Genomic DNA, 25,303 nt, shown 5'->3' with positions numbered 1-25,303 from the left:
AATAGAGGTGACACGAAACGCATTGATTGACGAAGCAGATAAGATCAGAAGCTACTTTTTAGGAACCCTGTCGGAGTCCCAGGCCGAAGAACTTGAGCTGCGTCTGATCTCAGATGCTGAGTTTGAAGCGAATGTGCTTGCCGCGGAAAATGAACTTATCGAAGACCGTTTGGACAATACTCTGACCGAGACCCAGGCCCGCAATTTTGACAAGAACTACCTGTCTTCGCCCGAACGTATAAGAAATCTCGAGACCGTTGCTTTACTGCGTCGATACGCCAAAATTCGAGTCCGAAATACAGCGAATTCGAAGAGCGAAGATGAAAGCCATGTGTCGTTTTACGACAAGATCCGTGAACTGTTTTCCGGTATTCCGGCAATCGCATATGCGGCATGTTTGATGTTAATTATCGGAGTCGGCCTGGCTTACCTTTGGTTGGGTGGCAATACCGCCGATCGCTCGCTGCAAATGGAATATGCCTCTTTGAATGAGCAGGATCTGAGTGATCTCAATAGATTCAGATCTCTACCGCTTATTACGGCGGTTCCGGGCGTTGTGCGGGGAAACGGTGGGAACGTGAAAGTTCTAAATAGCGAAAAGAGTGTATTTGTCCGATTGGTCCTTATCGATCTTCAGAATGAGACGGTGCTGAACGCCAGTTTGTTTCACTCAAACTCACTGCTGCTCAAATTTGATTCGCTAAAGACCTACGAAGTTAACGGCAGCCGCGAACTGAGGCTGCTGCTCCCGGCAAATCTCCTTCAAAAGGGAGCATATCAGATCAAAGCATCGCCCATTGACAACCCGGGGAAGGAAGTTATTTATAACTTCGCTATCGAATAAGGCCTAGGTTGCATTCGGTTCGCCAACTCGTGTTCTTCTCGATCCAAGCCAAACCTGAAGCACGATCAATAAGACCACGCTTACAACAAGGACGTACATTCCCGACCGCAAATTTCCGGTTTGATTCGAGACGAATCCGATCAACCATGTCGACGATGCTGCACCAAGTGTTCCGAAAATGAACAACGGAGTTGCCCGGCGGCTGGCAGACGCGCCAAATGTGTGTGAAAATCGCGAGACATTGGTCGGAAATATCCACGATGTGCCAAACCCGGATACTGCTGCTCCAATCCCTAATACAATTACCGACGAAGCCGTAACCGCTATCAGCATTCCCGCCAGGATCGTAAATAGACCCAAAAAGAGCATTTTGTTCTCATTCAAGAACCGGAATAAAGCCGGGGCAACGCCTCGCCCAAATACGAAGAACAAGAAGTACAGTAATGTTGGTGACAGCCAGTGGACCGCCTGCGTCTCATCGAGACGTTCCGTGTAGATCGTCAGCCAACCACCCATGCCGCTTTCAAAACCAACGTGAATGAAATTAAAAAGTGCGATCGCCCAAGCCAGCGGGAGCGTCCAGATCGGGGTATTCGAGATGTCATCAGCGGAATTCGTAGACCCATCCGCAGCGACCATCCGAGTTGGTTGAAAATAAAGCATTGCCGCTGCTATCAACAAGGGTGCCGCGAGGACAGTTGTTGTTACCACGATATCTGAACCTCGGCTCGAGAGATCGACAAATGGCTTACAGACAATAGCTCCGACGCCCCAAAAGAAATTTAGAAAACTTAGCGACGAAGCTGCATTTTCCGGGCTCAGTTCGAGCACTGTCATATTGATCGCAGGGAGCGTCAATCCGATCCCTATCCCGTTTATTAAGAAGGCTGCAAGCGAAACCGGAAATGAATCAATGTTCATCACGAGCACGCCGATCGCCATTAGAATTGCACCTATGAAGGATGCGGCGATAAATCGATTTGAGCGGGCAAAACGGCTAGTGAGCCATGTGCCTAAAAGCGAACCGGCAAATTGGGCCGGAAAATAGAAGCTGAGTTGCAGGTCGTTCAATGCATATTGCTTAGCAAATATCGGCAATAGTTGGCCGATCAGAACAGTTACGCTTCCTGATACTAAGAATAGGCCCGATAGGATCAGCTTGATCCGGTTAGCATTAGATGGAAGCGAGGTAGGCATAAACAGCTATTTTGGCAACATCCCCCGCAAACAACAAAAGCCGAGCCCAAAATACTTGGCCGAGCAATTATTCGCTAAAAAATGTGTATTTCGTTAAGATTTATTTAAGAAAGAACTTACTGTCCGCAAGCTACGCGGCTATTTTGTAAAAAAGATGTCTCTTGATTCGATAGAAGCGGCCGTCAGCGATATTCGCGACGGCAAAATGATAATTATTGTTGATGACGAGGATCGCGAAAATGAGGGTGATCTGGTTTGCGCCGCAGAAAAGGTGACGCCCGAGATCGTCAATTTTATGGCGGTTCACGGCCGTGGGTTGATCTGCCTTCCTCTTACCGAAGAGCGGTGCGACGAACTCCAACTTTTTCCGCAGACTGCAGAAAATACATCGAGCATGGGCACAGCATTCACAGTCTCGATAGAAGCTCGTGAGGGCGTGACGACCGGCATTTCCGCGGCCGATCGGGCCAAGACGATATTGACAGCGGTCGATCCTGTTTCGACCGCTGCTGACCTCGCACGGCCGGGACATGTCTTCCCGCTCAGGGCAAAACGCGGCGGGGTCCTTGTCCGGGTCGGCCAGACCGAGGCGAGTGTCGATGTCGCTCGCGCGTTGCCAAGGAAACGTTGGTCCGGCGTGTCGTCGAGACCGACCTTCCGACTGAATTTGGTACTTGGCGAACGATCCTGTACGAGAACATCATCAACGGCGAAACGCACGCGGCATTTGTGATGGGCGATGTTTCAGATACAACGGAAGCGACGCTAGTTCGCGTCCAAACGGAGAATGTAACGTTTGCGATGTTTGGCTCTACATTGGGCGAAGCGTCGGCGGCGATGCAGACTACGCTTCGCGAGATCTCTAGTGCAGGGCGCGGTGTTATTTTGTATTTGCGTCAGCGGGAGAATAATCTCGACCTTGTCAATCAGCTCAAAACCTACGCAGTGATGCACGAAAAGGGAGTCGATTTTCACACCGCGAAGGCAATGACCGGTTACGGTAAGTTTCACGACTATGGAATCGGCGCCCAGATCCTTAAAGATCTAGGAGTGTCGCAGATACGGCTGTTGACCAATCATCCGCCACGTATCAACGCGATCGAGGCATTTGGATTAGAGATCGTCGAGACGGTCAGCGTCTAACTAACAAGTATTTTGATGGCGAAAGACAAGCAGGAAAAATCAGAGGCCGAAATACCTGAAACGGATGCAAAGAAAAGCGTCTTTTCCCGCAGGAATCTGTTTGTCTTCATGGGCGTCTCTGCAATTTCTCTGATCCTCATTTCCCTCATTACTTACGGACTTTACCGCTTCGGAGTTTTTGACCGGTACATCAAGGATCAATTCGTCGCGAAGATGGAGGAGATCGGAGTCGAATTCAAAGCCGAGACCCTTCGGGTCGCTGCATCGCCCCTCGAACTCGTACTTCGTGAAGCGACATTTAACGACAAACTGACCGGCGAAAAACTCTTCTATGTACGTGACGCACGGCTTGGGCTCAGTGTTCTTGATCTGTTCGCTTGGCGAACAAGCCGCGATATCAGCATCGATTCGTCGGATATTAACGGAGCAGAGATTTGGGTAAGGTTTGACGAAAACGGCAAGTCCAATTTTTCGAATCTCAAGTTCGTTGAGGATGAAAAAGGTGGTGCAGTCAATTTCAAATACGAGTCAGTTAACGTAGCGATCCGCGATAGTATCGTCCATTTCGGCGACATTTCGCGAAGCATTTCCGGAAATGCCAAAAATCTCTCGATCTTTCTATCGCCGACCGATATCAAAACAGCTGAGGGCGAAACCAGATACGAATTTGACCTAACCTCCACGGACTCAAATTTTGTCTATGACGGGAAAGAGGTCGAAAAGATCGATCTGCGTGCGGTCGGGATCGCCGATAACAAAGGTGCCGAGATCAAGAGCTTTGATATTCGTACACCTCTCGGCAATACCTCAATGAGCGGCACGCTGACAGACTGGGCCGCTCTGAAATATGAGCTCGACATTACATCGATGGTCGATCTGACCCAAACGTCGACGACCTTCTCAACCGGAACCGCACTTCGCGGCGTTGGTAACTTCACGGGTCATGTTAGCGGACAAGGTGAGAATTATCGTATCGAGGGCACCGCAGCTTCCGAAGCTCTCCGTGCCGACGGAGTCTATCTCAAGGCCGTTAACGTTGCAGCCACCGTAGAGGGAACAAATTCAAATTACAACGCAAACGGCACAGCCGTTGCGGAGATGCTCACTTTTGACGTGTTTCGCGTCGATTTTTTACGGCTGAATGGAAATGTACGTGGTACAGGAACTGATTTTCGCTGGGTCGGCGACTTGCAGGCGATCGCGGCGAAGTCGCCGGGATTGACGCTCGGCGGGCTGTTTCTCGCTGACGCTGTTGCTGAATACAAGGATAAACAACTAATGGCTTCGGTCGGAAATGGCCGGGCGCAGAAATTTGCGATCGGCGATTCCGAGTTTGCTGACCTTCGCACCCGCAACCTTAAATTCTCAATGCCGGGCGACAAGATCGATATCTCCGCCGCAAGCGCCACCGCACAGGCTTTTGTCACAAAAGACTACCGTCTCGATGGTGTGACCGGTCAAAATTTGCGGGTTCGGAATTCGAACGGCAAGACTGACGTCGATGCTTCAAACCTCCGTTCAAACACGGCGAAAATTGCTGGAGCGAATATCGACGACCTCGCGGCCGGGAAATTTGAACTTCGCGATCGCCCAAATTCGACCGGCGTGAGCTTAAAAGATATCAAAGCTCGCCGGGTCGAATCAGACGGCACATACATCGATGGAGTTGAGTCGCCCGAAATAATTATCGACCACGCCGACGGAACCACCGTCGTTTACGCCGATAAATCGCGTGTCGCAAAGATCGATACGGGCTCGGCCGTCCTGGGAAGTTTGAATATTGCGGGCGTTCGCATGACCATTCGCAACGGCATGATCGAGGGCAGGTCGAACGACATTGATGCCGGAAATATCGCATTGACCAGAAATAAAGAAAACCCTGCAGGCGGCAATCTCGAAGCCGTGAAGATCAATCGGCCGGTATTTATCGTTGAAAGATCAGGTCGCTACCGCGCAACCGCTGACATGAGCATCGGCGGTGGCATGTTGGGAAGTGTCGCACTCGGATCTGCTACAGCGAAAGTTAACATCAACAACGACCGTGCCGAACTCAGTGACATTGCAGCAAATGTGATGGACGGCAAACTCGATGGGGTCATAACCGTTGCGTTCGACAATCGTACCCAGTCAAAGATCGACGCGAAATTTGCGGATCTCGACATGTCAAAACTTGCCGCATTGCAAAGCGGGCGTATCATTCCGATCGAAGGAAGCACGACAGGCGAAGCTCATTTTACATTTCAGGGAACCAACCTTCGCTCGGCCTCGGGGACGCTCGACGCCGCTATAACAGCAACCGCGGGGAAAGATGAACGTGCACGCATTCCGATAAACGGTGAGGTCAATCTGAGGGCGGACGAGGGTCTGTTCGAAATTGAAAAGGCCGAATTTTCAACCGGAAAAAGCACCTTGACCGCATTGGGTCGGTTCGATCTGAATGACGACGATTCGAACTTAACGGTTGCACTTCGTTCCGACGACGCAAACGAGGTCCAGAGGGTCGCTGAGGTGACGGAGATCCTGCCCGAACTAGATCGTCAATTCAAGATAATGGAAATGCAGTTTGCCAGGAAACTCGTGTTTGACGGAACGATCACCGGCAATCTCTACGATCCGTCGGTTACCGGAATTGCTTCAGTCGGTTCTTTGATAATGAGAAACCGAGATCTCGGTAGCGTCGCAACAAATATTAGTGTCTATCCGGAGGACATGACCGACGCCGACCGAATTTTGCATCTCGCGGGAGTAGAGCTGCGAAATGGAAAACTCAATGAGACTCTTGGCGGAACCGCAATTTTTGAGATCCTGATCCCTTCCGGCGGTTCAAATAATGTAACGGTGATTGCCGATCTCCGTGGAATTGATGCCGGAAACCTTCTCGCTGCGCTGCCGATCGACCTGCCTTCTCGGATCAGCGATCTGAGCGGGAAAACTACAGGAACGGTCAATATCACCGGTCTGCCAGATAACGCCAATGGTGCGATCGATCTGTTGGCTTTGAAAGGCACGGTCGCGGGGCAAAGCTTTGACAATTTGAAGATCGATGCCACCTTTCGGGGATCGGGAATTATCATTAATACTGTCGAAATGCGAATCGGTGTCGGGCAGGTCACCGCAAAAGGCACGTACGATCGCAAGAGCACCGCTTTCGACCTCGATCTTGCGGGAAAACAGGTTCCGATGCCTCTCTTGCTCGCTTTTCTTCCACCGAATGAAAGCATTCCCGTCATAACAGGAACTGTCGAGGTTACTGCCAAGGCAGTCGGTTTGGGAGAAAATAGTTCAACTTATGATTTCGCATTCGATGGAATCGCCAGGACCGTAACTGTAGGCGAAAATGCTATCGGTGACGTGATATTCAAGGGAGAAACCGTAGATCAGATCTTGTCCGCAAAACTCACGGCGAATCTCGAAGGCAGTACGCAGGTCATTGACGGGACGTTGCGGTTTCGCGACGAAAATTTACCCTATTCTGTCACTACGGTATTTGACCAGAGTCCGCTGTCGCCTTATATTGCGTTCGTCCCGCAGCTAAAAGGGTATCCGATCACCGGAACCGGTACCGGCAGAATCGAACTTAACGGCACACTTCGTTCGCGTAACAGCAAAGGCGAGTTGGTTTTTAGCACTTCAAGCGCGAACGGATCAGCCCAATTTTCACAGCTTGCATTGACAATACAGGATACGCCGCTCGCCGCGGCCGAGCCGATCTCGATCGTTTTTGATCGTAATAAGGTTGTTTTTGAGAACGCCAAATTTGCTGGCGGCGGTTCGAACATGACCATAAGCGGCACAGTAGCTCTGACCAAAGAATCCTCAAGCAACCTCACAGTTGATGGCCAAATCAGCCTAAATTTGCTTAATCTGGCAACTAAAGACACATTTTTTGCCGGCACCGCAGAAGTGGCTGTTCGGTATATTGGCCCATTCGAAACAGCTCGTTTGTCGGGTACGGCTTATACTGAAAACGCTTCGGTAGCGGCGTTTATCGGCACCGACCGGCTTACACTCGAACGAATTAAGACGCGGGTTGTATTTACGGCTGACCAAGCAGAGATCGAAAATGCCACGGGATATCTTGGCGGCGGCAGGTTTAACGCGACCGGTGGAGCATTATTGAACGGCCTCAGCGTTTCGACGTTTCGCTTGTCGCTAAACGGTGACAATGTCACAGTTCCATTGCCGCAGGATTTCCTCACGACCGGCGACGCACGGCTTGAGATCACAGGAATTCGCAATGTTCAGAAAGACAGTTTGCAGATCACTATTGGCGGCCGCGTATTTGCGAAACGAAGTTTATATTCGAAAGACATAGATCTTGCAAATCTTGTCGGGGCCCGCCGTCCAAAATCTCTGTCGGGCAGCAACGGAACTGCCAGCCCACCGCGTTTCGACCTCATAATCGAAGGACGCGATGCACTTATAGTGCGTAATAACATCGCAGACCTAACGGCGTCCGCTTCGCTCGTTTTGACCGGTGACGCCAATGAACCGCGTCTGTCAGGACGAATTACAGCAAATAGCGGAACACTTTTCTATCGAAAGGATAGGTATGAGGTACAGAGGGGAACGCTTGAGTTTCCGCCCGATTCTGAGATCGAGCCTATAATCAATCTTCAGGCGGAAACCGAGATCGGTGGTTATCAGATCTTTATCAATCTTGCAGGCCCGCTCAAAGATACCGAGCGTTTGACCGCCACCGTACGTTCGAGTCCCGCACTGCCAAGCGACGACGTAGTTTCACTAATTACGACCGGCAGTTTGTCGAATACTGCCGGCGGCATTCCCACGCTTGCCCAGTCCGGCATCAATACTGCAGCCGAAATCCTGACCGATTCGATAATCAACAATCCCGCACGTAAGGCAACAGATAAACTTTTTGGCCTAAACGTTTTTGAGATCGACCCGATAATTTCCGGCCAACAGATCAATCCCTCGGCCCGCCTTACGGTCGGACGTCAGATAAATAACAATCTTCGGGTCACGTATTCGACGAATCTTTCACAGGATCAGAATCAGGTACTTGCGTTAGAGTATCGAGTTTCAAACAAACTCTCATTTGTCGCTCTATACGAACAGCGGTCTATTTCGAACGTAACCCGCAACCGTGATAATTTTAGCTTTGAGATCCGTTTCCGGAGGAGGTTCTAATTGCCACTGATGGATCGATCCGCAGTTAAATACATCTTTGTTCCAACCGAAGCTCCGCAGAAGCTCATCGGCCAGTCTTCAGTTGTTTGGATCTTTCTGCTGGTTTGTTCATTTGTTTGCACCTTGGCACTCACGACATCCGCACAAAGCAAATTCGAGGATAAAAGAGTTGATAAGATCGACGTCAGTTACGGAACCGACGAGCTAAACCCTCCTTCGTCGGAGGAGTATCAAAAGATCGTTCGAAGTTTGGTCGACTCCACATATTCGACCCAAAAGATCCACGATTCGATCGTCGCACTTTACAACACAAAAAAGCTGGCGACGGTGACCGTTTCAGCCTCGCAAAACAGCAAAGGCGGCGTTGATCTTCGGTACGAGATCAAGCGAAAGCCCCGCGTCGAAAAGGTCTCGATCGTGGTCGGCAGCCAAACCGGCGATAAGATAACAGAACAAGATCTATTATTTAAGCTCAATCTTCTCACCTCGGGAACGACGATCACGGATCAAACACTTCGAAGCAATTCCGACCTCATCCTCGATTACCTTCGTGAACGGGGCTTTTATAAATCGGACGTAACGTTCACCCAGCAACCTCTTACCGCTGACAATGAGATCGGTGTGGTTTTCAACGTCGCACCGAATGATCAGGCAAAGGTCGCGCGATTTAATGTCAATATCGTTGGTATGACCGAACCGATTACCCCGAAGCAGTTGGAGTTAACCCCCGATGCTTATTTTTCTCGCGAAAAATTAACAAAAGATATCGCGACGATACGCAAATATCTGAGAGAGAGGGACTTTGTCGCCCCCGAACTTAACGAACCACGTGTCCTATACGACAACGAAAAAAATACGATCGAGATCGAACTTATCGGTAAAGTTGGCCCTGTCGTTCGTGTCACGCTCGATACTGAAAAGGAAAAGATCGGCGATTCGACGTTGACCAAGTTACTGCCGATCAAACGCGAAGGTTCGCTCGATTATGCAGCCATCGTCGAGGGCGAACGACGCCTAGAGACATATTACCAGGAACAGGGCTATTTCTTCGTCGATGTTACGTCCGTTTGTTCGGTCGATCCGTCGATAACCGACGGTCAGACAGTTCCGATCCCAAACGATAGTGAATTCTTGTGTTCCGCTCTCGGAAGTGCCGAATTACTGAATCGAACAGTTGACGTAAAATACAAGGTCTCTTTAAACCGCAAACTTCGTCTCGTTAGCATGCGTTTGCGCGGCACCGAATCTCTATCGATAGAAGATGTCCGCCCAGTCCTTGAAACGCAGGAAGCCAATATGCTTGGCATCATTCCCCTTTTCGGCTACGGACGCGGCTATACGAGTCTCAATACGCTTGAGGCCGATGCTTCTACGATCGGTTCGTTGATGGCCGAGCTCGGATATCGCAATGCTGAGGTTCGGGTCAACCAAGGTGTTGCCCCTAACGGCGAGGACCTGATCATTACCTTCGAAGTCGAAGAAGGCCCAAGGACCGAGATCGGCGAGGTAAGCATCGTCGGGAATTCAGCAATCACTAGTGACGAACTGTTTGCTCAGCTGCCTGATCTCAAAGGTACAAGTTACTCGAGGGCAAGGTTCCGCAATTCGGTTCGAAAGCTGGCTGAATTCTATTCAATAAAAGGCTACTACAACGCTCGCGTCTCGTATTCCATAACCGAGCCGCCGGTCGACCCAAAGGCGGATAAACAGATCGTCAAGCTGGAATTCAAGGTCGAGAACGAAGACAAACGGCTTGTGATCAACCGTATACTGATCACCGGCAACGAAGACACCAAAGAATCAGCGGTCTTGAAAGCTTCGCCGCTCCGGATCGGTGAATTCCTTCGCTCGGTCGACGTATATTCGACAGAACAAAATCTCTATGCGACTGATGTCTTTGATCGTGTCGAAGTAAAGCCGGTGCCCGTGGGGGATAATTCCGTAGGCGACCGCCTAACTGACATTGTTATTAACGTGAATGAACAGCCTCCGCGATTGATCACGTATGGCGGAGGCTTTTCAACTGATCTGGGGCTAAATGGATTCTTTGATATTCGCCATGTAAACCTTCTCGGCAATCTCTGGCAGGGCGGTGCCCGCCTTCGAGTTAGCCAGCGTCAACAGCTCATACAATTTGATTTTATCAATCCGCGATTCATTCCCGACGGAGAGAAGAAATTTGCACCACTCACTTTCTCGGCTCAATATCAGCGTGATTCAACGGTAACGCGGTTTTTCAGATCGGCATTTGATAAGGGAACATTTGGCATTGTGCAGCGGATCGATGATAGCGGCAATCCGATCGATCAATTCGGTAACGATGCAGGTAGCCCGACGATCAACCGCCTTACACTTTCGGTTGAAACGAGCCGGACACTAAGTCGCAAAAACCGCAGCATCATCTTTGCTCGCTATCGATTTGAAGATGTACGGCTAGTCAATATTGAAAGCCTTTTGATCAAGGACCTGATCCGGCCCGATGCCCGTGTTCGAATCTCCGGGTTTGGATTCACTTATGTCCGCGACACTCGCGAAAAATGTTCGGCCCAGTTTTCGCTTCTTGAACTCATTGCGAAGGGCGAACCCGGCGATCCGTGCCGTTACAACGCCAGCGATCCGACGCGCGGCAGTTATCTAACTTCGGAATACAACGTTTCATTACCGCAACTAGGCGCCAATATCGGCTTTAATAAGCTCCAGCTCAGCTATAATATCTATTACACTTTCAGACAATTGAAAAACACGACATTTGCAGGTAGGGCGATTCTTGGCCTGGCCCATGTGTTTTCGTCAGCCAACCGCTTTACTGATCCAAATCTCACAGGCCTAAACGGGATCTTGCCCATCAGTGAGCGATTCTTTGGCGGCGGTTCAAATACTATTCGTGGATTTGATTTTGAAGAGGCCGGCCCTCGTGTGGCGGTGGTTCCTCAGGGAACTTTTCGAAATAGTGCTGGCGATCAGGTCTACCTCGACCCGTTCACGATCCCATTTGGAGGAAATGCTCTCGCAGTCGTCAATCTCGAAGCTCGAATTCCGCTTACAAAATCTATTCGTGCCGTGCCGTTCTATGACGGCGGCAATGTTTTTCGCCGAGTTAGTGATATTTTCAATCCGCCCGACGTGCCGCCGAACGATGTGCTTAGGCAGAATCTTAGGGCTCTGTGGACCCATACAGTCGGCTTAGGTCTAAGACTGAAAACACCGGTGGGAGGCGAGTTCGGCGTTGATTACGGATACCTTCTCAATCCGCCGCGGTTCGTGATCCCTCAAACGGTCGGGCCGAACACTATTTACCAATTGCGTAAGGACCAGATCCATTTTCGTTTTTCGCAAGCATTCTAGCGGTCAATTTATTGCCGCCGAATGAACAACGTGGGATTCGTCGAGCTCCACGATCAAGCCTTCACTCGAAACTCTTTCCGGCAATACCATGTTTGGTATGCCGGCAAGCATTTCCTTCGAAACAAATTCGGACAGCGGAGCGGAATGGGGTTGACGGACGGCGGCATTTAACAATTTGCGGCGAGTCTTCCGTTCATACATGGCTTTGTCCGCGGCAACGATCATTTGGTCAAAAGTACTCCCATTACCGTCATATCCGGCAGCACCGAGGCTGACCCCAACCTTCGCGACTTTTCCATCACCGGCGGGCAGTTCAAACTCACCAACAGCTCTCTCAATTCGGCTGCAAAGATCGATCACATCGTCCGGACCTGCATCTGAGATCAGGGCGACAAATTCATCGCCGCCATAGCGCGCCAGAAAATCATATTCGCGAAGCTGTTCAAGGATCACCTGTCCGATACTGTTGAGCATCCTATCGCCGGCTTTATGGCCAAACGTATCATTGACAGCCTTAAATCCGTCAAGGTCAAGCATAAGTACCTGAAATCCATTTCCACCGCGGCCGGCTCGGGCCACTTCGCGTTCGAATTGCATTTGCAGACTGCGGGCATTGGGCAATCCTGTCATCGGATCGGTCAGGGCATGAATCTGTGCCTCGTCGTGCTGTTTTGATTTGGCGATCGCGTCGGCCGCGATACGCGACACCGTTTCGAGAAGACGGATATGTTCATCTGCGTAGTGCGTCAGTTGATGTGAATAGATCGACACCGCTCCGATCAACTCGCCATTGGCAATTAGCGGAAGCGACGCCATCGTTGAATACTCCTGTGCCAGTTCGATCTGGGACAACGCAAAATCAAGATCGGGGTTCACATTGATGATCGTCTCCTTCGTTTTGAGGACGAATCCGGTCGCTCCTTCATTTATGCCAATACGCTTGGCGAGCAGAAGTTCGGAATTTTCGCCTTCGGCGTGGATCACATCGGCGTAACGGGACGACTCATCTACGAGATAGATCGCACATGTATCAAATGGCACAAATTCTCGGATCTTCTTTGTGAACAAAGCTAGAGTTTCCTCTATCTGCATGGATGAACCAAACTCCCTTGCAAGTTCGTACAGAGTAAAAACTTCTTTATTCGCGAGTTTGATCTGCTGGACAAAGCCTTTTGAAATTCCAGTTTCCGAGCTGTGTAGTAATTCACGGCTGTTCGAATACGACAATCCGAGCTGTTCGATCTTTAATTCAAAGTTCGTCAAATGCTTGAGGAACACGTGAACAATATTCGGGTCGAATTGTTTGCCCGCATTAGTCAGCAAGTGCCTTCGAGCTTCATCGCGCGAGAATGCGGCCCGGTATGGGCGATCGATCCGGAGTGTGTCGTAGGCGTCAGCGATCGTAAGGATCCTTGCCGTGAACGGTATATCCTCGCCGGCCAGCTGTTCAGGATAGCCGCTCCCATCCCAAAACTCGTGGTGGTATTTGATAGTTGCGACTACCGGATAATTGAAATCAATTCCCTCAAGGATCGCTGCTCCAATGGTCGAATGGATCTTTGTCTTTTCAAGTTCGGCCGGCGTTAGTGTGGCGGTCTTGCTCAGGATATGATCCGGGATAGCGAGCTTGCCAATGTCGTGAAGTAATGCACCGGTTCGAAGCGCGTTTAATTCATCATCACAAAGCTTGAACAATTCGCCCAAGCTAACGGCGTAGATCTGTGTTCGTCTGACATGTCCGGCTCCTATCTGGTCGCGGGCATCGATTGCGGTCGCAAGGGCCTCGACCGTTGCAAGATGCATGCGGCTCGCTTCCATTATTTGTGCCGTCTTGATCTCAAGTCGGCGAAGGTGAATTCGATACGCAGCGAAACCGACAACGAACATTGGAACAAACACCCAGGCGATGGCAGCTCCGAAATACAAAAATCCAATCACAGCGATCGCAAGCACTGCGAAGGCGCTCGCGATCATCTTTGTCGAGCTTTCGTAATTTGATAATCGTAATAACTTCATCGCAAATGAAACCGGAGGGAAAACACACGCGGCGCAACTGTCGCCGTAATTGACATACAAGTTGCGTGCCAATCAAAAAAGGTCAATTGGGTGTTGGTTTTATTGCAAACTAAATAGTTGTGAGAGGTCAACCTCGGAGGGGCTCGGTCATTTTGCAAGTGCGCAGTGAACGAATTCGGTCAATGTGACGTATTGTGGCGCAAAAGCGCCGGATAGTATCAGTAGCTGTCGTCAAACCCGTAAGCGTCGAAATCGTCACTTGGGTCACGTCCTTCGGCCTCCTCGTCAGGCCTAAGATCCAGTTCGATGGGGTCAAGGCCGACAACAACTAATGTCGCTCCGCATTCGTCGCACGAGACGGTGTCGCCCTGTTCGGACTCGGCATCAACAAATACGTCTTCGGTACATTCGGGGCAGATGGTCGTCGGCATTCTACAATTCTCCAAAAATCATAAGATTTTGTTTGCGTATCACTAATCATGCAAGTGAAAATGGATACGTATAACCAATCTATCGTGTAACGCGACAATTTGGCAAGATTTGAATTACAAATTTATATTGGCCGCCGACATTCGGCATTTATGCAATTTCCATTTCAGATTGATCCGTCAAAAGAGTTCGATTGCGTCGGTTTCGGCACCAATGCAGTGGACTTTTTGATCAGGGTCCCGCATTATCCGGCGTTCAATTCGAAGGTCGAGCTTTCTGGCTATACGCGTGCAGCCGGGGGCGAGATCGCGACGACAATGGCCGGTTTGACCCGACTCGGACTCAAGACCGCTTACGTCGGTCGATTTGGCGACGACGACCCGGGAGAGATCGGGCGGCGTTCTCTTGTGGACGAAGGCGTCGATATCACTTTTTCCGAATCGATCACCGACACTCGCACACAGATCGCGTTTATCATCATTGACGAACGAAACGGCGAACGCACCGTCATCTGGGAGCGCGAATCAAACCTCGCATACAGTGCGAGTGATGCTCCGGTCGAGATCGCGACACGGTGCAAAGTGCTGCATTTCACTCCGCACGACACTGATGCATGCCTCGAGATGGCAAAGGCGGCAAGGTCGGCCGGGGCGATCGTTTCGACGGATATCGACAATGTTTTTGACGGCATCGAGCTCCTTTTGCCTTATATCGACATCCTTATCGCGTCCTCCGATTTCCCTGAAAAGCTCACCAGTATTGCCGACAGGCGCGAAGCTCTCATCGAGATACATCGAAAATACGGCTGTGCTGTCACGGGCGTTACGCTCGGCGAGGCAGGCTCACTGCTGTATTGCGAAGGCGAATTTATCGAATCGAAAGGATTTGAGGTTCCGGGCGGCTGCAAGGACACGACGGGAGCCGGTGATTCGTTTCGTGTCGGTTTGCTCTACGGCCTGTTGACCGGCCAGTCTGTCGAAGAAAGTGCTCGTGCCGCAAATGCTGTTGCGGCGCTCAAATGCCGGGCGGTCGGTGCCCGAACGTCACTGCCTGACGCCGGCGAGCTGGATATGTTCTTAAAAAAAGTATAGACATACCGGTCTTGCATGTACTATCCTTGTTTAGAGGGTTCCCACCCTTGATCTCTCGCTATTCGCCCAAACATCCGTAAATACTAAGCGGTCCTCATATTTTCAGTATCCGATCTATGGACTCGAAGATAGGTTTAATCATTCAGCTCGCCGGAGTTTCCCTTATAACTCTGCTGACGCTATTTCTGCGTCGGTCGTTGAATGTCGTTGCATTAAAACACTGGACGATCGCCTGGTTGTTTTTATCGTTTTCACTATTCTGCCTACGGCTGGCGTTCAGTTATGAAACCTACTCGCTTCAGCTCTTCAGCTTCTATTTCTTAACGGAGTACTTCTTTGGTTTCCTGCTTATTGCCGGTATTCGAAGTCTTGTGGGAAACAATGAAATGAAGGTGCGGGCGGAGCTGTGGATCCTGCCGTTCATATTGGTTGCGTTCGGCCTGCCGTTCCTGGCTGATGATCTAAATCTTGTCCTAAATTCCCAATCGCTTATTCTAGCGGGCTTTTTCTCGATCGCCTTTATTGAATTGTGGAAGACGAAGATAAGGAGCTTTGGCGGAAAGGTGATGCTTATCGCCCTGGCTCTCTTGACTGTCAATTACGGCGGCTACTTTGTGATATTCATGATGGGCCGGTATGCGGATATCGAGACCTCATTCCTTGCTTTCAATTCGGTCATTGATCTTGTTCTACAGATCCTGCTCGGATTTGGCATGGTCATCGTGCTGCTCGAACAGGTCCTGACCGACGCCAAGATCGCCAACGAAAAGTTGCGAAAGGCCCACGAAAGGCTCGAAGAACTTGCACATATCGACCCGCTCACGACGGCACTCAACCGTCACGCGTTCCACGGCTATCTCAACCGCGGCGGCGACAGCGGAAGGGCCGCGACGGGCTGTGTCGGCTTTTTTGACATTGATGATCTAAAGGACATTAACGACCTGTATGGCCACGCCGCAGGCGACATGGCGATCCGTGCTGTGGTGCGTTCGATCCGCGATATCATCCGGGCGGAGGACCTGATCTTCCGCTGGGGCGGCGATGAATTTTTTGTGATAATGGTCGGCCTCGATTCCGACACGGCTCTCGATAGGATGTCGCGTCTCGAGGAAACGCTCTCAAATGTCCGGATCGATGGCCTCACCCGGCCGCTCGCGATCCGCGTTTCGCACGCGTTCGAAGATTTTAACGACCTTGCCAACCTCGAATCTACGATCGAAAAGGCCGACGCCAAAATGTATCTGCAAAAGCAAAAGCGTAAAGCTGTGTTCGCCGACAAACTGCTAACGCCATCGAGATCCATCCGCCACGACCTTTTACCTCGTTAGGTTTGCGACACTCAAATTAGCCGCTGTGTCAGTAACAAGGCCTCCTTGTGACAATAGAATCACCCCTTTGCAACGATCGAAAAGTCCTCTGCGATAATCAGAACATCGCTTGCGAAGCACCAAAAGCCCCCTAGCAACAACCGTAGAACGGCTTGCAACGACAACTCTAAGGCCGGAAATTAGGAAAATAGTAATCTTCACCGGCGTTGTAGTTTCAGTCGAACCTGTCGCCGTTGTCCGAAAGTGACGGCCGATCGCTCCGCATCGGCACAATAATTCACTTCCGATGTGTCGCACACTTGCAACAACCACCCATATATGTTATATTTGTTGTCCGTATTTGGAGGTAAATATAGAGATGGCGAGAAACTGGGAAAGATTCGAAGAGCCCGTGCCGCATGAGAAGAACGAAATTTACGTATCGATAAATTATTTGGGCGATCTGGTGATGAACCGGCACACGTTCGAATCTATGGGGCGGCCCGCAGCGGCATATTTGCTCTACGAAAAGGAAACGGACTCGATCGGGATCGAAAAGACCGAACCGCTAATGCCGAATGCGTTCAAGATCAAACCAAGAAGCGACTGCGGCGGCGCATATATCCGCGCCAAACCGTTCTGCAAAAAGCACGAGATCAAATACGACGGCACTGTCCGCTTCCTCGACAACAAGATCGAAGGCGACACCCTCGTCATCAACCTGTTAAAAACGATACCGGTGATCAGAAAACAAAGCCCGTTGGGACGGAAACGGCGTTCCTAAGATCGGCCTGGTATTCTCCGCTAACGCTCGCCGATGCGAAAAGAAAGAATTTCTCAAAAAGGGCTTAAAAAATCAACGAGAGTTTGGTACATTTGATTGACCGTAACTTCTGCGGTAATCGACCACAATTTGTAAGCGTAAAGGACGGGGAAAGACCATAATCAATACGTTAAGGATAAGAGACGCATTGTCCTTTGATTTCTCGAAAGCGGAAACCAATTTCATAACATTGAATTTTCCGACAGATTTCGTGACTACACGCGAGATAATTCGTGAACGAGTGTTTTCGGAAGTCCGGAATTACAACGAGGAGAAACCCGAAATATTTAGCGGGTTTGTTCAACCAACCGGAGCGGAAAAGCTCCTCAACGGCTTCAGAATGCGGGAAAGGAAGACGATCGACCCTCAGGAGCAGTATAAGAAAGCGGTTGAGGCATTTGAGCGGAACGGCTTCATCATGCTTGTCGACGGTCTCCAAATCGAAACTCTCGATGAACGGATCGAGATCGAGCCTGATATGGAAATTACGTTTCTTAAGCTGGTTCCACTCGTTGGCGGTTAGGTCATGATTCGAAAGATCTTCGAAATAGTTAATGATGTCTTAGGGAACCAAGCGGGAAAGACACGCTCTTCAACAACACCGCTACTTTTGTCCTCTTTGGCTGAAGACCCGGATGATTGGCAAAGGAACGCCTTAACCCTTAAAGCTTACGAGATCGGACGAGTGATACTGTCATCGCAGCCTCAAGAGCAAAAGGAGATCGCGTTATACCTGATGGATTGGCTAACTCGGCAGGAAATAGCGCTACAAGCTAAGCGTCGCAGTCAAAACTACATTCAATGGGACTATAAAATTTCAAGAGCACGAAACGCTCTGACTGAGCTCCTGCGCAAAAAGTTACCGGTTTCCGAGAAAGAACTGCTCCAGTTTCTCAACTGGTCGATGATCTACGATTCAAATTACTGGCGTGCAATACCTCAAATAATTAAACAGGTCGAAGATTTTCGAAAGAATAGTGAACTCAGCCCTCTACTAATCAAATCGCTTATAAGATACATTGAGATGATCTCATCGTCCCAATACCAAGACGCCAGCACTCGTCAACAGCTAATTCGGCTGAAGGAACTGGCCGGTCAAGGCAGCCGAAATCCGATAGTCTCGGGGGAAGCATGGTCGGATGCGGCTACAGATCAACTAAGTGGGCTTGATGAACACGAACGAGTTGCCTGGATCAAGCTGCTCAATGTTTGCGTTGCGGCTAAAGGTTCGGCACCTACGGCAAAGTGGCGGAAAGCAGCAGATGCGGCGCTTGAGAATGTCGGCTGGGACAATTTTAAGACCGCTGTATTGAGTTGGTTTCCACTGGTTGATAAACCTCGGACAAGCAGAATTTGGACATGGTCTGAGTGGGCGCCTGACCCAAATCTGTTGATAAACGATAATAACGCCGATATTTTGAAGGGGCTGATTTGGGTCAGCACGAAACATGCCGACGCCGATGTGCTTCGCTCACTCACGGCTCTCGCCATTTCGGCCTATCGCAAGGTTCCGCAAGTCGGGCCGCGTTGCGTTCGGGTCGGGAATGCGTGTGTCTGGGCACTCGGCGAGATGAACGATGCCGTCGGCCATTTGGCAGTATTGAAAGTTCGTATCAAATTTGGAACTGCCCAGAAGCAGATCGAAACGGCACTAGAGAAAGCGGCAAACCGGGCTGGCGTACCAAAGGAAGAGATCGAAGAAATGTCCGTGCCCGATTACGGGCTCCAGAAAGTTGGCTATCTAACCGAGAATATTGGTGAATACTCGGCGGAGATCGCTATAAAGGGAACGGATGACGTCATTGTTCGCTGGTTCAATGCGGACGGAAAGCAGCTAAAATCTACGCCCGCCAGTGTCAAGAAGGATTTTGGCGAAGACATTAAGGAACTTAATCAGACTCTGAAAGACATTCGTCAGATGTTGCCTGCACAGCGGAATCGGATCGATTGCTTATATCTTGAACAAAAAAGATGGAATTTCGATATTTGGCGCGAGCGATACCTTGACCACCCGTTGGTCGGGACGATCACCCAGCGTTTGATATGGAAGTTTACCGACTCGAAAGGTATATTTTCTTCCGGCATTTGGCTCGATGGCATGATAGTCTCGTCAACCGGCAACGAACTTGATCTGTCAAAGTCAGGAATTACGGTTGAACTCTGGCACCCGCTGGACGAAGCAACTCAAGACGTTTTGCGATGGCGTGAATTCCTGGAGCAAAACGTAGTTCGGCAGCCTTTCAAGCAGGCCCACCGAGAGATCTATCTTCTGACAGACGCCGAGCGGAATACGCGCGTCTATTCGAACCGGTATGCCGCTCATATTCTAAAACAGCATCAGTTCAACGCTCTGTGTGCGGCGCGTCAATGGAAAAACCGATTGCGTTTGTTGGTCGATGACGAATATCCTCCGGCAAGCCGATCACTTTTCAAGTGGAATTTGCGGGCAGAATTTTGGATCGAGGGAATTGGTGACGACTATGGTACGGACACCAACGACTCGGGCACATTTTTGTATTTGACGACCGATCAGGTCCGATTCTATTCAATAGATGCGCGCGAAAATGCCGCCCATGCCGGTGGCGGCGGCTACGGAACAAACGTTCGGGGTGCCGGAAATGCTACCGAACCGCTTGAACTCGAAAGTATCCCACCATTGGTATTTTCGGAAATAATGCGCGACGTAGACCTTTTTGTCGGTGTCGCCAGCGTGGGAAACGACGCGAATTGGCTGGATACCGGACCGGACGGCGCTCGACGTGACTATTGGTACGATTATTCGTTTGGCGACCTGTCCGTCTCGGCAAAAACGCGGAAGCAAATTCTCGAAACGATCATTCCACGATTGAAGATCGCTCAGAGATGTACCTTTGACGACAAGTTTTTGGTCGTTGAAGGTGACGTTCGGACTTACAAGATCCACCTTGGCAGCGGGAACATCTTAATGAAGCCGAACGACCAATACCTATGTATAGTGGCAAAGCAAGGAACCGCTGACACAAACAAGGTTTTTCTACCTTTTGAAGGCGACCAAAGGGTCGCTGTGATCTTAAGCAAAGCTTTCCTTCTGGCAGATGACAAGAAGATCGATGACGCAACTATACTGCGACAAATAAGAACTACGTGATATTTACAACTTGTCCTTAAAAAATCCGACTACCAGTGCCCAGGCGTCTTTGGCGGCGGTGGCGTCGTAGACTTCGGGGCGGGTGTTGTTGAAGAAGGCGTGGTCGGCGTCGTATTTGACCGAGTGGATCGGCAGTTCGAATCGTTCGGCGGCGTCCTCGAGGGCGGCGACCTTTTCGGGGTTGATCCAGGCGTCGCGGGTGCCCGAGATGAAGAGCGTCGGGACGTTAAGTTTTTGCAGAACGTCTTCGGGCGGCGTATCGCCATAGAATGCGGCGGCGGCACTTATCCCTTCGACCTCGCACGCCGCACGTAGCGCGTAAGTACCGCCCATGCAGTAGCCGGTGATGCCGAAATGCGATATGCCGTGCACCATGGCGGCGGCGGCGATCGCGGAGCTGATCGTGTCGAGGCCGTCTTCGATGGCGAGTTCGTGCATGAACTTGCCGGCTTCTTCAGGATCAGTTGCAAGACGGCCGCGATAGAGGTCGGGGGCGATGGCGATAAAGCCTTCGTCGGCATAGCGCCCGGCAATATCCTTGATGTGGTCATTGAGGCCCCACCATTCCTGTATCACAAGTACGGCCTTGTTCGTTTCGCCCGCCGGCAACGCCACAAAGGCGGTTGACGGTCCGTTCGCGGTATCAAAATGAAGTGTTTCGTTTGTCATGTTTTCTTCCGTTTAGAGGATGCGGCAAACCTCTTTGCCCCATGGCGTCGAGGTGGCACGTTTTATTGCATCTTTGAAATCGTCGTATTTCCAATCACGTCGGTTCAGCACTGAATCGTCAGCGAACTCGATACGGTTGATGATCACCTTTTCGTCAAAGAGTTTGTCGACCGCATTCTCGAGGCTCTTGACCGAGATCGTGTTGCTCGGGCCGAGAATGCTCGCGGCGGCAAGCTCGCGTTTATCGCCGGGCTTTATTTTAACACCGCAAAGAAAATGGCGGCTAGTGACGTTGGCCGGTGTTGCGATCTCGGTAAAGCGGTACTCCCAAAAGATGGCCACGACCGTCTTTTCATTGTCGTTTTTGACGTTCGCAAAATACGAATAGCCGACCTTGGCGTCGTAATTGGGCGTTCGAGACTCTTGTGTGATCTTTTCGAGCTGGGCGCTCCTTCCGTCGATAGTGTGTTCGTTAGGATCGGTCATGCCACGCTGCAGCATCTGATTTTCGCGCACATTGCGTTGAAAATTCTTATTCTGGGCGGTCATCTCAGGCACCTGCAGCGAACTCTGCGATTCGCCTTTTTTCGCTCCCTCACGGATGGTGTTCCAACCGCTGCCGATGACCGAGACCGTTCCGTTTTGAGCGATACAAACCGGAACGGCCGCGAACATCGTGATCAGCAAGAGATCAATTGCTCTCATCGTGCCTCCATCATCCCATGGCGTTGATGGTGACATCTTACATCAAGACCGAGCTCATTATCTAGAAAAATCTCACCGTGTAACTAAACCGCACATTGCGTCCGATCTCGGGCGAAATATCCTTGATGAACGAAATGTGATTGTAATAGAGCCGGTCGGTCAGATTGTTGGCGTTCACAGAAAAGATATGGGCCGCGTGTTTGGTCGGCAGCACATACGACCCGCCAATATTGAACACGCCGTATCCCGCAGTCGGCGATTCGTTGACAAAGACACGCGTTTGATCGCCAACAGCCGCAAATTCGGGCCGGACACTGAAATTCTTATAATGAACGTCGAGGCCGATACGGGCACGCATGGGAGCGATCCGCGGCAGCGGCGACCCGTCGATCAGCTTTGCATTCACATAATCAAATCCGGCGAGAACATTGAGAAAACTCGCCGCGGTATAATCAAGATTAAACTCAGCACCGACAAATCGCGTATGTCCCTGCAGATATCTGGCGATCGGGAAACCGCTGTCAGGATCGACAAGACCCGTCGGTGCCAGAAAGACATAGTCCTTTAGGTCGTAATAGTAAAAATTCGCGTCGGCCTTGATCCGCTTGCTCTGCTGCCTGAGGGCGATGTCGATGCCGTCGTTGGTCTCGGGCCTGAGCGTCGGGTTACCGATCTCGAACGTCAGAGTGCCGTCATGGGCGCCGTTATTGTAAAGTTCCTCGATCGCCGGTGCCCTGTACGAGTGCGAATAGTTTGCGACGAACGCCCCGCCTTTCCACAGATCGAACCTCGCCCCGACCGCACCAGAGAATCCGGTGAAATCACGCTGCTCGAGGTTCGGATTTGAAGGTCGGTAACGGTTATTCTCGATGCGCCCGCCGAATTGAAGGCTTACGCGCTCCCATTTCAGCTCCTGAAGCGTGAAAACCGAAAACGCCGACTGGCTAACGGGCCCGTCGATCAGCGTTTCGAGACCGACGGTGGAATAATCGCGGCCGTAGCCGTCAAAACCGAAACGACCCGTAAGCTTGCCAAATTTCTTTTGATCAAATACTGCTCGATACGAATTCACGTTGTTTCGAAACGTCGTACCGACAATGTCCCCTTCGATCTCCTGATGTTTGTAACGGCTGATATCGACCGTCACCTTTGCCGCGGTGATGAAAGAGTCGAGTTCGGTAAATCCGACATTGAATTTGATATTCCGGCGGTGTGTCGGTATCGAACGTTCCTCGGGGTCTGCCTCGCGAAAATCCATCGGTATGCCGAAACGGTTTTGGTAATAGCTGTAGTTGGTGTTTGCGTACCAGTGCTTGGCGTAATAACCGCCGCCGACATTGGCTGTGGCATTTCGTGTGAACGTATTTCGCACCGTGCCGAAATCGCCGCCGGCACGGTAATCGCCCGTTCGCTGGCCGCCGCCGTTGCCCCAGAACATCCAATTCTTGATGCCGTATTCGACGCCCGCACTGACCGCCGCCTGACTGCTGTTCGTGCCGCCGATCGTCGAAAAATATCCTCGCAGGCCCGGATGTGAGCCTTCGTCGTGGCCGCTGATCGCATTGACGACGCCGCCGATCGCGTTGCTGCCGTAGAGAAGTGTGGCGGGGCCTTTGACGACCTCGATACGTTCGACCGAAAGCGTATCGACCGGCTCAGAATGATCGCCCGACTGCGAAGCAAGCGAACCGACCGAAACTCCGTCCGTCGAGACCATTACACGGTCGCCGTCAAAACCGCGGATGACGGGACGCGAATTGCCGGGTCCCGAGGAGCGTTTCGACACGCCCGACTCGTTGTTGAGCACATCGCCGAGCCCAACCGCCGCTCGGCTCAATATCTGCGTTGAGTCAAGAGTGTTGACCGTTGCGATCGCCTCGAATGTTGATTGTTCGGTGCCGGTCGCCGTTATTGTTACGTTTTCTTTCAATCCGGCGAGCTGGAGCCGAAAATCCGCCGTGACCGCCGTACCGGCCGCGACTGTCACTTTCAGCGAAGCGTCGCCGAAACCTTCCTGATGCGCCGTGACCGTGTAGCGGCCCGGCGGCACGTTGGCAAATTCAAAATAGCCGCTGTTGTTTGTCGATGTCTTTATTTTTAGCTCGACGATCTCTACCGCGACGTCGTGCAGCACCGTCCGGTCGTCGCCGTAATTGACCGTTCCGCTGATCTTGCCTGTTGTTTGTGTGTAGCCGGCGACGCTCGCCGTAAGCAGTAATAATATAAAGACGAAAATCCTGTTCATGATAGAAACCTCCTGAAACTTCGGGCAATACTTGCCCGTGCCTGAAAATGTGCGCAACTGAGTGCGTTGGAAATATCGCGCGACGCATTAGCAGCGTCGTGCCGATGACCGATCATTGTCAGTTATGAAAGTTCCGGAGGATGAAAAGGCGGGCTTGGCGGCCGGAAAAGGTCGCTTGCGGATCCGTAAGGTATACGCGGATCGCGTTGGATTACGGTTTCGGTAATGAGATCTACAGGGCCGTCAAACAGTGCATTATGCTGCATCGAATCGTGGGAAAAACCGGGCAGCTGACGCTCATTCCGCTGGTTTTCGCGGCAATGGACATGCGTATCGCAAGGATCGTCCTGCCTGCCGTCGGACGAGGCGGCGAATATCTCATTACTCGATGAGTGATTTGAACAGATCAGTGCGTGCGAACCGGCCTCGGCAAGAAACACAATGAGGAACAACGCCGCCAAAAGGCTTCGTCGTGTCTCTTTCTTGACCAATGTCGAGGGCAGAAGTCGCATACTAATGATCTAGTGTAAGCATTTTTCCGGGCGCGCTCAAGGCAGTAGTACGGCACGTTTTTGGAAAAGGTTTTGAAATAACGCCAATGCCTTTCGATGGCCGGACGCCCGGGCAGGTTTGCCGTTTCCTGCGGTCGGGCGTAAAATCGCCCTCAAAGATGAAGACGCTCTACATACTCCGCCATGCAAAATCGAGTTGGGACGACCATTCGCTCACCGATCGCGAAAGGCCGCTCAACGCACGCGGACTACGTACGGCGCCGTTCATCGGTTCGCTGATGAAGGAGCGGGACCTGATGCCCGATGCGATCGTCAGCTCTCCGGCAGTTCGAGCGAAACAAACCGCCGAACTTGTCCGCGAAGCCGCCGGATTTGAGCCGGAGATCACATTCAATGAACGTATTTACGAGGCGAGTGTCGGCACGCTCGCCGCCGTCATCGCGGACCTCGACAACGAAGTTGATCGCGTCCTGCTCGTCGGACACAATCCCGGGGCCGAAGGGCTGATCTATTTCCTCACCGGCGAGATCGCCCCGATGCCGACCGCGGCCCTTGCGGTGATAGATCTCGACATCGAAACCTGGGCAGATACCGACGGCGGCTGCGGCACTCTCAGACATGTGATCCGACCGAAAGATGAGATGCCCGCGAAATGAATGGTTGATAGTCGAAAATATTTAACATCTTCGTAACATATAT

Annotated in this window: 16 protein-coding genes and 1 pseudogene; 10 read left to right on the top strand and 7 right to left on the bottom strand. The window is 51.2% G+C overall.

The window, feature by feature from the left end; genetic code table 11:
- Positions 1–7: 7 nt before the first annotated feature.
- Positions 8–844, top strand: coding sequence for a hypothetical protein (locus tag IPK01_06555; protein ID MBK7933152.1), 837 nt, complete (start codon positions 8–10; stop codon positions 842–844).
- A 3-nt stretch (positions 845–847) separates the two neighbouring features.
- Here IPK01_06555 and IPK01_06550 read toward each other — a convergent pair whose 3' ends face one another.
- On the bottom strand, positions 848–2,041 hold the full coding sequence (locus IPK01_06550) for an MFS transporter (protein ID MBK7933151.1): 1,194 nt from the start codon (positions 2,039–2,041) through the stop codon (positions 848–850).
- Positions 2,042–2,195: 154 nt separating this feature from the next.
- Between IPK01_06550 and ribB the strand changes: the two are divergent.
- The 3 genes and pseudogenes from ribB (at position 2,196) to IPK01_06535 (ending at position 11,680) form a co-directional block, all read left to right on the top strand.
- A pseudogene (gene ribB / locus IPK01_06545) lies at positions 2,196–3,184 on the top strand (3,4-dihydroxy-2-butanone-4-phosphate synthase).
- Between the two features lie 15 nt (positions 3,185–3,199).
- Entirely contained in the window at positions 3,200–8,335 is a 5,136-nt protein-coding gene (locus tag IPK01_06540; protein ID MBK7933150.1) for a translocation/assembly module TamB domain-containing protein, read from the top strand.
- A gap of 9 nt (positions 8,336–8,344) precedes the next feature.
- Positions 8,345–11,680, top strand: a complete 3,336-nt coding sequence (locus IPK01_06535; GenBank protein MBK7933149.1) for a BamA/TamA family outer membrane protein — start codon at positions 8,345–8,347, stop codon at positions 11,678–11,680.
- A gap of 3 nt (positions 11,681–11,683) precedes the next feature.
- Here the strand turns inward: IPK01_06535 and IPK01_06530 are convergent, their stop codons facing one another.
- Together IPK01_06530 and IPK01_06525 are read right to left on the bottom strand one after the other, a co-directional pair.
- Complete coding sequence (locus IPK01_06530; protein MBK7933148.1) at positions 11,684–13,696, bottom strand: diguanylate cyclase; 2,013 nt, start codon at positions 13,694–13,696, stop codon at positions 11,684–11,686.
- Between the two features lie 218 nt (positions 13,697–13,914).
- Complete coding sequence (locus IPK01_06525) at positions 13,915–14,127, bottom strand: hypothetical protein (GenBank protein ID MBK7933147.1); 213 nt, start codon at positions 14,125–14,127, stop codon at positions 13,915–13,917.
- A 150-nt stretch (positions 14,128–14,277) separates the two neighbouring features.
- Between IPK01_06525 and IPK01_06520 the strand changes: the two genes are divergently transcribed.
- The 5 genes from IPK01_06520 to IPK01_06500 all read left to right on the top strand — a co-directional run bounded on the left by IPK01_06520 (position 14,278) and on the right by IPK01_06500 (position 20,473).
- On the top strand, positions 14,278–15,216 hold the full coding sequence (locus IPK01_06520; protein ID MBK7933146.1) for a carbohydrate kinase family protein: 939 nt from the start codon (positions 14,278–14,280) through the stop codon (positions 15,214–15,216).
- A 116-nt stretch (positions 15,217–15,332) separates the two neighbouring features.
- Positions 15,333–16,544, top strand: coding sequence for a GGDEF domain-containing protein (locus IPK01_06515; GenBank protein MBK7933145.1), 1,212 nt, complete (start codon positions 15,333–15,335; stop codon positions 16,542–16,544).
- A gap of 358 nt (positions 16,545–16,902) precedes the next feature.
- Complete coding sequence (locus tag IPK01_06510) at positions 16,903–17,307, top strand: hypothetical protein (GenBank protein ID MBK7933144.1); 405 nt, start codon at positions 16,903–16,905, stop codon at positions 17,305–17,307.
- Between the two features lie 175 nt (positions 17,308–17,482).
- Complete coding sequence (locus IPK01_06505; GenBank protein MBK7933143.1) at positions 17,483–17,869, top strand: hypothetical protein; 387 nt, start codon at positions 17,483–17,485, stop codon at positions 17,867–17,869.
- 213 nt (positions 17,870–18,082) lie between these two features.
- Complete coding sequence (locus tag IPK01_06500; GenBank protein ID MBK7933142.1) at positions 18,083–20,473, top strand: DUF4132 domain-containing protein; 2,391 nt, start codon at positions 18,083–18,085, stop codon at positions 20,471–20,473.
- Between the two features lie 3 nt (positions 20,474–20,476).
- Here IPK01_06500 and IPK01_06495 read toward each other — a convergent pair whose 3' ends face one another.
- From IPK01_06495 to IPK01_06480, 4 genes are all read right to left on the bottom strand, one after another.
- On the bottom strand, positions 20,477–21,142 hold the full coding sequence (locus IPK01_06495) for a dienelactone hydrolase family protein (protein ID MBK7933141.1): 666 nt from the start codon (positions 21,140–21,142) through the stop codon (positions 20,477–20,479).
- A gap of 12 nt (positions 21,143–21,154) precedes the next feature.
- On the bottom strand, positions 21,155–21,847 hold the full coding sequence (locus IPK01_06490; GenBank protein MBK7933140.1) for a hypothetical protein: 693 nt from the start codon (positions 21,845–21,847) through the stop codon (positions 21,155–21,157).
- A 61-nt stretch (positions 21,848–21,908) separates the two neighbouring features.
- Entirely contained in the window at positions 21,909–24,092 is a 2,184-nt protein-coding gene (locus IPK01_06485; GenBank protein ID MBK7933139.1) for a TonB-dependent receptor, read from the bottom strand.
- Positions 24,093–24,214: 122 nt separating this feature from the next.
- The gene (locus IPK01_06480; GenBank protein ID MBK7933138.1) at positions 24,215–24,604 is read right to left on the bottom strand and encodes a hypothetical protein; all 390 of its coding nucleotides are present in this window, start codon (positions 24,602–24,604) and stop codon (positions 24,215–24,217) included.
- 158 nt (positions 24,605–24,762) lie between these two features.
- Here IPK01_06480 and IPK01_06475 point away from each other — a divergent pair, with 158 nt between their 5' ends.
- The gene (locus IPK01_06475) at positions 24,763–25,260 is read left to right on the top strand and encodes a histidine phosphatase family protein (GenBank protein MBK7933137.1); all 498 of its coding nucleotides are present in this window, start codon (positions 24,763–24,765) and stop codon (positions 25,258–25,260) included.
- The last annotated feature ends 43 nt before the right edge of the window (positions 25,261–25,303 follow it).

This window comes from Acidobacteriota bacterium, from assembly GCA_016713675.1.
In the GTDB taxonomy this organism is placed as follows: domain Bacteria; phylum Acidobacteriota; class Blastocatellia; order Pyrinomonadales; family Pyrinomonadaceae; genus OLB17.
This window is presented reverse-complemented; position numbering and strand designations above follow the sequence as displayed.

Excerpts from the sequence above, each read along its gene's own strand:
- IPK01_06550 (MBK7933151.1), bottom strand. The coding sequence starts at position 2,041 with ATGCCTACCTCGCTTCCATCTAATGCTAACCGGATCAAGCTGATCCTA.
- IPK01_06540 (MBK7933150.1), top strand. The coding sequence starts at position 3,200 with ATGGCGAAAGACAAGCAGGAAAAATCAGAGGCCGAAATACCTGAAACG.
- IPK01_06535 (MBK7933149.1), top strand. The coding sequence starts at position 8,345 with ATGGATCGATCCGCAGTTAAATACATCTTTGTTCCAACCGAAGCTCCG.
- IPK01_06530 (MBK7933148.1), bottom strand. The coding sequence starts at position 13,696 with ATGAAGTTATTACGATTATCAAATTACGAAAGCTCGACAAAGATGATC.
- IPK01_06525 (MBK7933147.1), bottom strand. The coding sequence starts at position 14,127 with ATGCCGACGACCATCTGCCCCGAATGTACCGAAGACGTATTTGTTGAT.
- IPK01_06520 (MBK7933146.1), top strand. The coding sequence starts at position 14,278 with ATGCAATTTCCATTTCAGATTGATCCGTCAAAAGAGTTCGATTGCGTC.
- IPK01_06515 (MBK7933145.1), top strand. The coding sequence starts at position 15,333 with ATGGACTCGAAGATAGGTTTAATCATTCAGCTCGCCGGAGTTTCCCTT.
- IPK01_06510 (MBK7933144.1), top strand. The coding sequence starts at position 16,903 with ATGGCGAGAAACTGGGAAAGATTCGAAGAGCCCGTGCCGCATGAGAAG.
- IPK01_06500 (MBK7933142.1), top strand. The coding sequence starts at position 18,083 with ATGGATTGGCTAACTCGGCAGGAAATAGCGCTACAAGCTAAGCGTCGC.
- IPK01_06495 (MBK7933141.1), bottom strand. The coding sequence starts at position 21,142 with ATGACAAACGAAACACTTCATTTTGATACCGCGAACGGACCGTCAACC.
- IPK01_06490 (MBK7933140.1), bottom strand. The coding sequence starts at position 21,847 with ATGAGAGCAATTGATCTCTTGCTGATCACGATGTTCGCGGCCGTTCCG.
- IPK01_06485 (MBK7933139.1), bottom strand. The coding sequence starts at position 24,092 with ATGAACAGGATTTTCGTCTTTATATTATTACTGCTTACGGCGAGCGTC.
- IPK01_06480 (MBK7933138.1), bottom strand. The coding sequence starts at position 24,604 with ATGCGACTTCTGCCCTCGACATTGGTCAAGAAAGAGACACGACGAAGC.
- IPK01_06475 (MBK7933137.1), top strand. The coding sequence starts at position 24,763 with ATGAAGACGCTCTACATACTCCGCCATGCAAAATCGAGTTGGGACGAC.